Origin of the sequence: Methylobacterium sp., assembly GCF_019745455.1 — a bacterium.
Lineage (GTDB): Bacteria > Pseudomonadota > Alphaproteobacteria > Rhizobiales > Beijerinckiaceae > Methylobacterium.
On sequence record NZ_JAIETD010000055.1, the window covers coordinates 1 to 9,395 of the forward strand.

Annotated in this window: 6 protein-coding genes; 1 reads left to right on the forward strand and 5 read right to left on the reverse strand. The window is 66.2% G+C overall.

What is annotated here, in order from left to right:
- Positions 1-1,527: ATP-binding protein (locus tag K2Y56_RS13710; protein WP_292508270.1), on the forward strand; the 1,527-nt coding region annotated here is incomplete at its 5' end.
- A gap of 65 nt (positions 1,528-1,592) precedes the next feature.
- Here K2Y56_RS13710 and K2Y56_RS13715 read toward each other — a convergent pair.
- The 5 genes from K2Y56_RS13715 to K2Y56_RS13735 all read right to left on the reverse strand — a co-directional run.
- Positions 1,593-2,759, reverse strand: coding sequence for a diguanylate cyclase (locus tag K2Y56_RS13715; protein WP_292508273.1), 1,167 nt, complete (start codon positions 2,757-2,759; stop codon positions 1,593-1,595).
- Positions 2,760-3,011: 252 nt separating this feature from the next.
- The gene (locus K2Y56_RS13720) at positions 3,012-4,448 is read right to left on the reverse strand and encodes a glycosyltransferase (RefSeq protein ID WP_292508275.1); all 1,437 of its coding nucleotides are present in this window, start codon (positions 4,446-4,448) and stop codon (positions 3,012-3,014) included.
- Positions 4,448-5,500 carry a HEAT repeat domain-containing protein gene (locus K2Y56_RS13725; RefSeq protein ID WP_292508278.1) on the reverse strand — a complete coding sequence of 351 codons (1,053 nt, stop codon included), beginning with the start codon at positions 5,498-5,500 and terminating at the stop codon, positions 4,448-4,450. Before K2Y56_RS13725 ends, K2Y56_RS13720 begins: the two co-directional genes overlap by 1 nt.
- Positions 5,501-5,612: 112 nt before the next feature.
- Positions 5,613-7,898 (reverse strand): tetratricopeptide repeat protein, encoded by a 2,286-nt coding sequence (locus tag K2Y56_RS13730; protein WP_292508281.1) that lies wholly within the window; start codon positions 7,896-7,898, stop codon positions 5,613-5,615.
- Positions 7,899-8,083: 185 nt separating this feature from the next.
- A partial coding sequence (locus K2Y56_RS13735) for a hypothetical protein (protein ID WP_292508284.1) occupies positions 8,084-9,395 on the reverse strand: 1,312 nt, incomplete at its 5' end.

The window sequence follows — 9,395 nt, forward strand, 5'->3', positions numbered from 1 at the left end:
GCCAAGAGCTCCTTCCTGGCCTCGATGAGCCACGAGATCCGCACGCCGCTCAACGCGGTGATCGGGTTCACCGGTATCATCCTCCACCGGGAGGATCTGGCGCCGGACCTCGCGCGCCAGATCCGGATGATCCAGAGCTCCGGCAATGCCTTGCTCACGGTGGTAAACGACGTGCTCGACTTCTCGAAGATCGAGTCGGGCGCCATCGAACTCGAGCCGCATCCATTCTCGATGCGAGGGCTCGCCGACAACGTCCGTACGATCGTCGCAGCGCTCGCCGAGGAGAAGGGGCTCACTCTCGCCCTGAAGATCGATCCGCGACTCTCGCCTTGTCACGTCGGCGACGAGGACCGACTGCGCCAGGTCCTGCTCAACTTGATCAACAATGCGGTGAAGTTCACCCGAGAAGGCTCGGTCACGCTCAGCCTTGCCGTCGTCGAGCGTACGGAGACAAGCGAGCGCATCGCCATCTCCGTCACGGATACCGGGATCGGGATTCCGGCAGAGAAGATCGACCGCCTGTTCAAGCGCTTCAGCCAGGTGGACGGCTCGATCCGCCGGGAGTTCGGCGGCACGGGGCTCGGCCTCGCGATCTCGCAGCGGCTCGTGGGGCTCATGGGTGGTGAGATCATCGTGTCGAGCGAGGCGCAGAAGGGCTCCACCTTCTCCTTCACCCTGTCGCTCGAGCTCGCCGATGCCGAAAGTCTCGCTGCCCCGGAGCCGGTCATGGGCGCCTCGATTCAGCCGCGTCGCCTTCTCCTGGCCGAGGACCTCCCGGCCAACCAGGAGATCGTCCGCATCATCCTCGAGAAGTCGGGCCACAGCGTCGACATCGTGGGCGACGGCGCCTCAGCGGTCAGGGCAGTGGAAACCGGCGACTACGATGCTGTCCTCATGGACGTCCAGATGCCGATCATGGACGGTCTGACCGCCACGGCCGAGATTCGCAAGCTGCCGGCTCCGCGCTCGAGCATCCCGATCATCGCGCTGACCGCGAACGTCCTCACGGACCAGGTCAAGGCGCTTCGTGCAGCCGGCATGGACGATCATGTCGGCAAGCCCTTCCGCCGCGCCGATCTTCTCGAGGCGATCGAGCGCGGCTGCCGCCTCGGCATCGCCAGCGGTTCGGCTCCCGCCGAGGCTGGGGCGGCCCTCTCCGTCGAAACGCCAGACCCGGCGATCCTGAACGAGTTGGTCGGCCTTGCCGGCCTTTCGCAGGTGCTGACCTGGCTCGCCGATGTCCGCGGCAGGATCTCCCATATCTATCCCGCGACAGGGACCATCGCCGCCACGGAGCATTTCCTCGCCGACAACCATACCCTGATCTCGCAGGCAGGGATGCTGGGTCTGACGACCCTGTCCGCGGCCTGCCAGGCGGTCGAGGCGCATCACCGGAGCGGCGACGATGTCGCGGAGCCGATCCGCCGTTGCCGCGACGAGGCCGACCGAGCGATCGCCGGCTGTCTCGCCTTCGCGGCCGCTCGCCCCGTCGAATTGGCGGAGGAGCCGCTTTTGATCGCGGTCTGATTTTCCGGGCGAACGACGTATCAAGGCAGGAAACCGGTCGAAAGGGATCGCCTGATCGGCCCTCCTCACATTGCTGCGGGCGGAGCCTCGCGCATGGGGCTGACTCCGACCCTGTCCCCGCCTTTCGCCCGAGCCTGGCGCATGGAGGCGATCGCGCGTGCCAGCGGATCGTCCGGAAGCGCTTCGTCGGCCCGGATCTGCGCCACACCGACGCCGACCGTGATGGCGTGACCGTTCAGGGTGATCTGTCGCCTGTCGAGTTCCCTCAGAATGCGATAGCCGGCGAGCTCGGCCGCATACAGGTCGGTCTCGGGAAGGACCACAGAAAATACCCCGCCTTCACCGACTCCGACGAAGTCGCTGGGCCGGAGCGTCTCCGAAAGCTCGGCATACACGTCCCTCAACGCCATGGAGGCGTCGGTTCCGGACGGAAGTTCCGTGGCGACGGTCATGACGGAGACGGGCCTGCGGTAGCGTCGCGCGCGCCGGATCTCCGCGACCGCGCGCTTGGCGAAGCTCTGCGCGGTGAGCGCTCCAGTCAGAGGGTCCGTGACGTCTATGGCGGCCGCCTCCTCGTCATGAATGCCGAGCCTGCGCCACATCGGCCATGCGATCACGAATCCCTGAGTCAGCAGAGCTAGCAGAACCAGGGCCCCTAGGGCGAGCCCGCTCCATCGAAGCACATCGACTTTGGCGCCGTTCGTGCGCAGGTAGGCTTTGACGATGGGATCGAGCCCATTCGGGAAGGTCTCGCCGGCGAACTGCGCGATCGCCCTAGACCCGTCGGCTCCTTGAACCTTCGGTCGCCCATCATCCTCTTCGAGGCGAATACGGTTCAGAAAGGCCTGTACGTCGGCCGCCAGGGAACGGTCACCGCCTGCATAGACGGCTTGAAACGCCCTGGCCGACCCCGTCGAAACACCCAGTCCCTCTTCGGCGAGACGCAGTTGCTCGTGCGTCCGCGCGAAGCGATTGGTGACCTGACCGCGCCGGAACTCCGAGGCGCGATCGCCTTCGGCGGCGCGGGCAAACAGATAGTTGATCCTCTGTGCCAGGGCCTGCTGCTCTCGCAGGAGATCGACGAGGATCGTGGCATCGCGTCGTGCGGAAAGCGCCGCCGCGGCGACGAAACACATGGCGATCGTCGCGGCGACTGCGACCACGACGGTGCCGAGGTAGAGAACCAATGTGCGGCGTTGCTGGAGGGGCCTTTGCGCGAAGAGCTTCGACATCGGGTCGTCCCGTCACGTTGCATCAAGGCCGATCCCGATCGCCGCTCTGGAGCGGCTCTGATGGTTCAGCGATATGGGAAAACCACGACCGGATGAGGCCGTCGCCAGGCAGGCAGAGGAGCAGTTCGGTGCGTACCAACCTGCGCCAGCTTAGCAGCCAGCCGGACGCCTGTCAGGCAACGTGCTGGTTGCAGAAGCAGAGGTATTCGCGCACGGTCGTCACCGGCATGCGGGCGCGGCAAGGCTTTTTCGTCAGGCTCCGCGGAAACCGACGCGGCTCATCACGCCCCAGCCCTGGGCCCCGCGCAGGTACTGCCACATGCCGCGCAGCCGCCACAGGTTGGAGATCTGGCGGTAGCCGAAGTTCTCGATGATCGCGATGCCCGTGAGGAGGACGAGATCGAGGACGCGGGGCACCCGCTGCAGTTCGATTTCCTCGAGAATGAGGGACGCGACGCTCACGAAGATCCCGAACACGAATGTGAGGGCGAGGAACGCCAGCAGATAGTCCACTGAGAGGAGCCCAAGCATCCACAGCATCGGGACGAGCAGGTAGCCGAGCACCTCGATCGGTGGCCCGAGGACGTCGACGACGAGGACGTGGCCGAAGCCGAGGAGCCCGATGCGGCCGTAGCGCGGCCGGAACAGCATGTCGCGATGTCGGAAGAAGGTCTCCAGGGCACCCCGCTGCCAGCGGCTGCGCTGGCGCCCCAGCACCCGCCAGGATTCCGGCGCTTCCGTCCAGCAGACAGGCTCGGGGACGAACACGATCTGGTAATCCTGGCGGCGGTCGCGCATGTGCCGGTGGATCTTGACGACGAGCTCCATGTCCTCGCCCACCGTCCGGTGGCTGTAGCCGCCGACCTCGATGACTGTCTGGCGCTTGAAGAGCCCGAAGGCGCCCGAGATGATGGTCAGGGTGCGCAGGCGGCTCCAAGCGAGGCGCGCCATCAGGAAGGCGCGCAGGTACTCGATCGTCTGGAACAGGGCGAGAAGGTTGCCGGGCAGGCCGAAGGACAGCATCCGTCCCCGCTCGATGCGGCAGCCATTAGCGATGCGGATCGTGCCTCCGACTGCCACCGTCCGCGTGGGATCGTCGATGAAGGGCTGCACCGCCCGCAGCAGGGCATCGCTCTCGAGGATCGAATCCGCATCGACGGCGCAGAAGATCGGAAACCGGGACAGATTGATGCCGGCATTGAGGGCATCGGATTTTCCGCCATTGCCCTTGTCGACGACGAGCAGCCGAGGATATTGCGGCGAGCCGTAGAGCCCGCGCACCGGCTCGTGCTGGACGACCTCCGTGTAATGTCGCAGGATCGGCTTCAGGTCGAAACCGTCGATCATCGCCTGCAGGGTGCCGTCCTTAGAGCCATCGTTGACGGCGATGACCTCGAAATCGGGATAGTTCAGCGCCAGCATGGAGCGCAGCGAATCGACAATCGAGAGCTCTTCGTTGAAGGCCGGGACCAGCAGCGAGATCGGCGGACTGATCTCGGCATAGCGCCGCCACAGCAGGCTGGCGCGTTTCTCCGGCCGCTGCGTCGCCAGTTCGCGCATGGCGAGGACGAGCTGCAGGACGTAGAGCCCGTTCTGGAGTAGGCCGGTGCCGATCACGATCAGCAGAACGATCTCGAGAGTCGATGTGACGATCGTCCCCATCGAGACGTCGAAGCCGAACAAGTCCATCACGCGCTCCTCCTGCGCTCGGCGAGAACGTGCTCGGCGGTCTGGCCGAGCGCCGTCTGTCCGGCGAGGGTCACCATTTCCTGCAAGGCGCTGATCCCGAGATCGCCGAGCTTGGCCATGGCCTCGCCGGCGCGATGGCGCACCCACCAATTGTCATCGAGGAGGAGGTCGCAGAGCTGCGGCCCGAGATCGATGAGGCCGAGCCGTCCGACCGCTTCGGCCGCTTTGCAGCGAACTTTCCAACGGTCGTCGGACAGGTAGCGCGCGATGGTGCCATGACCGTCGGGATGCCCGAGTATGCCGAGGTTGCGCGCGACGGCGACGCGCATGTCGGTGGACCGCGACTGCTCAAGCGACAGAATCAGCTCGAGCAGGCCTTCGATCCCGGTCTGGGTCAGGGCGTCGAGGCCGGCGGTCCGAAGCCGGTCGCTGCGGCCGGCATCGACGACGAGGTCGAGCAGGGCCTCTGGACGCGTCTGCGCAAACTGGGCGAGTACGAGTTCGATGCGCCTTGAACTGTTCACACGGGCGAGCCGAGCGATCAGCACCTCGTCGAAGATGAGGTCGCTGCCCAAAGTCGAGAGCGTCGTCGCGGCCGTGAAGCTGACGTCGTCATGCGCGTCGAGGACGGCCTTCTTCAGGGTGTCCACGGTCGCGGCCGACGGAAACCAGGCGAGGCCCTCCGCGGCGGCAAGGCGGCTGCGAAACGGCCCCTTCGCCAAGTCGCGGCGCAAGCGGTCTCCGATCCCGGCGCTTTCGGCCAGGGAAGCGAGGCGCTGCTGACTCTCCCCTCGTACGATTTCGAAGACCTCGATGATCAGGTCCGTGGCGAGTCTCGGATCCTGCAACAGCGCCTTCTTGATCGCGGAAGCCTGGCTGGCATAGCCGGTCTCGGTCCATTCCAGCATCTCGGCGAGCAACGCCTCCCGCCGTTCGGTCTCACCGCGAAGCCGGGAGACACTGCGCAGGCGCAGAGCGATGAGAATCGTCATCGTCGCCAATGATAGGGCGGCCAGGCCGAGCGAGATCTCCCAGATGAGGGTCAGGAACACGGCGTTGGCCCGGAATGGTCGTCGGTTCGACCTTGGCACGGATACCTTGCGCCTTCGTAAGGAGCCTCGTGCCTCGTCGTCTCGGGAGGCGCGAGGCATGCTGGAGTTCCCATCAGAACCGTGTCGTCAAGCCGACATTCACGCTGGTCCGGTCGTAGGATTTGACCCGCTGTTCGTGCGCTGCCGAGAGTTTCACGCTGATGGACTCGTTGAGGTCGTAGATGCCGCCGCCATAGACGGCCTGGGTCGGGATCACCCGGCCGTCGGAGGTGTCGGGCGCATCCGCCCAACCCACGAACAAGGTCAGGCGATCGGTGGGCATGCCGTCCACGCGCACGGAGTAGCCGCCGAACTTGCTGAGGCGGTCGCGCACGAAGGCGAAGCCGTCCGGCGCCCGCGTGGTGACCGTTGAATTGGCCAGCGTGCCGATGACCTTGCCCGAGATCCAGAGGCGACCGTCGAGGAGATATTGCTGCAGTCCCGGGCTCGCCGTCATGGCATCGGTGGCGTCGTACTTGGCGTAGCCCGAATCCAGGGTCAGCAGGGTCGCGCCGAAGAGGCCGTTTCCGTCCATCACGCGCAGCGTTCCGCCGGCCTCGCCAAACACGATCGGCCGGTACACTGCGTCCGGCGACCCGCCGATCCGCAGGTAGCTCGTCCACGCATCGGACCAGCGATGATCGAGGCGGGCATCGATGAGCGTGTTGACGATCCGGAATCGGTTTGTGACCTCGATCCCGCCCGTGATTACCGTCCGATCGTTCAAGATGTAGCTGAGGCGGGCACTGCCTTCCTGCCAATCGGAGCCCTTCTGGGACAGGATGCTGAGGGATCCGTCGAGGTCGAGCCGCCAGCGTGGACGGATGCCCTGCGCGATCCGCGCCGCGATCTCTGCCGAGTCCGGATCGACGATCGCGGCCTCGCGATAGATCAGGCGGGCCTCGTCGTCCTGCATCGTGCCGCGCAGGGAATCGCCGAGCCCCAGCAGGATGTCGGTATCCTTGGACTGGCGAGCACGGAGCTGACGAAAGATCGTCTCGGCTTCAGAAGGCTCTCCCCGCGCGAGGATCACCCGCGCCGAAAGAGCCTTTGCCTCGATGTTTTCCGGCCGGCGAGCCAGCACGCGGGCAATGCGCGGTTCGGCGTCCTCGAGCTTGCCCTCGTAGAGGTCGACTCTGGCGAGCCCCAGGATCGCGTCGTCGTAAGCCGGGTTGATCGCTCCGGCGGCTTCGAAGTCGCGGCGAGCATCGGCAAAGCGTGTCTTGCCCTGGAAGGCGGCCATCGATCCCGCCGAGACGAGGAGATCCGCGTCCTTTGGGCGTGACTGCAGGAGGCTCCGGTAGATCGCCTCCGCCGCCGTAAACTTGCCGGCCTTTCGCAGGGCCGTCGCTTCTTCAGTCCTGCGCCGCTCGGCCGCCTGGGCCTGCTGCTTGGCGAGTTCGATCCGGGCGGCCTCGAGGTCGCGCTTGGCCTTCTCGGCGGCCGCGTCGAGTTCGGCCGCGGCCCTGGCGATCTGGACTCGAAGCCGCAGCGCTTCGCGGTTCTTGGGCTCGCGGGCGAGGAGAAGCCCGACTTCGCGGGCCGCATCGGCGGTCCGCTTCTCGTAATAGGCGATGCGGGCGAGGCCGAGCCTGGCGTCGCCGTATTCCGGTGTTTTGGCCAGCGCCTTGGCGAAGGCCGCGCGCGCGTCGGCGAAGCGCTGGCGCGCGATCAGGACGCCACCGAGTTCCACTTGAGCGTCGACATCGTCGGGATCGAGGGCGACGACCTTGGAGAAGCGCGCGATCGCCTCGTCGAACCGGCCGGCCTTGCGGGCTGCCTGGCCCTCGACGAAGAGGCGCCGCGATGCAGTGCTCGTAGCCTCCGTTCCCGGGCTCTCATCCGAAGTCGAACGAAGCTGGGGTTCGAGCGGAGGAGCCGGCTTGCGAGCGGCCGAAAGCTGGCCTTCGAGAGTTATGACGTCCGGATCGTTCGGTGACCGACGCTTCAGGGTGGCAAGTTCCCGTTCCGCACCATCGAGATCCTTGGTGGCGAGCGCGACCCTGATAAGGCCGGCACGCGCTTCGTCGTAATCCGGCGCTGCACCCAGGATCTTGCGGAACTGGCTGCTAGCCTCGTCGAACCGACCCTTCGCGAACAACGCCAAGCCGAGCTGGAGCTGTGTATCGACATCCGCCGGCTTCAGCCTGGTGGCGCGGCCGAGTGCCGTTATCGCCTCGTCGAGACGGCCGTCCTGGCGCGCGGCCGCCCCCTCGCGGGACAGGCGTTCGGCAGTGACCTCGTCCGGCAACTGTGCCTGGGCTTGCGCGCTCCCGATGGCGCTAGGCAGGCAGGCGATGACCAGAAGCGCGAAGGGTCGCAGGGCGCCAAGGCGAGAAGGCAATGGCTGGCGACGCACGCGACGAACCCGCTAATACCCAGGTCCGCACCGTAACGAGCGGTGCCGGCCCTTGTGACTTCAAGGATAGACTGCCGAAGTGCGAAGCTTTGTCCTGTGTTGGTTAATCCGCAGTGAAGGGGGGCTTCGGTGCGTTGATTCAGGGCTCAGGCACTATCTTCCGACAAGCGCTAAGAACGCTGCCATCAGTCGATCACACCGTGCAGGGCGAAGCCCGCAAAGCTCGGCCAGGCTGAAAGTCGAGCCGAGGACTGAGCGACAGCCTCATCGAGTCGCTGGCGATCACCGAGGAAACTCACGCGCGAGCCCGGCACGACGCTCTCGCGATCGAGGGCATAGCGCTTCCCTTCAGTCCCCGGGCCGATGGGCGCGGCCAGAACGAGGACCAGGGCGCCGCCGTCGACCTGAGGCAGGAGCAGGACATCACCCGTCTGCGCAGGGCCATAGGTCCGCGTGGTCTCGTCGCCGACCGGACCGGCCTCGAGCGCGACGTGAAGCGGGAGCGAGGCTGAGGCGCTCCAGGCAAGCATCGGTTCGGCCACCGACAGGATCTCGTCCGCCGTCGTCCGGTACGCCATTACCGTCATCCGACCGGCAGAACGGCCGATCGACGGCATGACGAGATGGGCCGATCTGTGACCCGGCAACCAGAACGGCAAGACGAGGTCGAGGTCGAGGTTTGCCGCCGCCGACGAGAGGTCCTCGATCGTCGCGGCCCAGCCGCTCAGGATCCGGTCCGGGTCGGCCCCGAAACCCGGCAGGAGATAGGGCTCGATATCGTATTGCACGCCCGCAAGCCGCCGATCGCTGGCGGCACGGTGCTGATAGGCGACGAGCACGCCGAGCCGGCGGAGCGCGACCGCCCTGCCATCGTCGAGGGCCATGCCGGGATCGCCCTCCACCACAACGACCGCAATGCCCGAATGCCCTGCGAGCCAGACAAAATCCGAGAAACGGGCCTCATGGGCGATGGCGCCGTCCTCGATCTCGACGGTGACGAACAGGCGGTCGATCCCGAGTGTGCGGGCCTCCGCGACCAAGCCCTCGGGTGCATCGCCCCAGCGCTCGGGCCGCCAGGCCCAGGCCGACCTCGAAGGCCTCATCGCACGCGGTTCCGGGCTCGGCGAGGCCAGGCGAAGGTCGAGAAGGGTCGAGGTGCCGCCGGAGGCCGGGCAGGCCAGGACAAAACGCGGGGAGGTCCCCGCAGCTTCGTTCACTGGTGGCTGGTGTTCGAGTGTCCCGTTAGTCGGCAATACGAAGGCCGTTCCTTCGGTGTCCGGACCTGCCAACGCTGCGGAGAAGCCGGGATCTCCGGTCATCTGCCAGCGAACGGCAAAGCGAGACCCATCCGCGAGTCGCAACTTGCCGGGATCGAGGACGAGACCGGCCGGTTTCTCGCCTGGACGGCAATGCAAGGTCACGGTGTTGATTTCCGCTGAGAGTTGACCCGGCGTTTTCGTTGAGAAGTGACCCAGGTTCAGGGGTTGATGTTTATCA

Bases quoted from the DNA above. Each gene is read 5' to 3' on its own strand.
- K2Y56_RS13720 (WP_292508275.1), bottom strand. From the start codon at position 4,448: ATGGACTTGTTCGGCTTCGACGTCTCGATGGGGACGATCGTCACATCG.
- K2Y56_RS13715 (WP_292508273.1), bottom strand. From the start codon at position 2,759: ATGTCGAAGCTCTTCGCGCAAAGGCCCCTCCAGCAACGCCGCACATTG.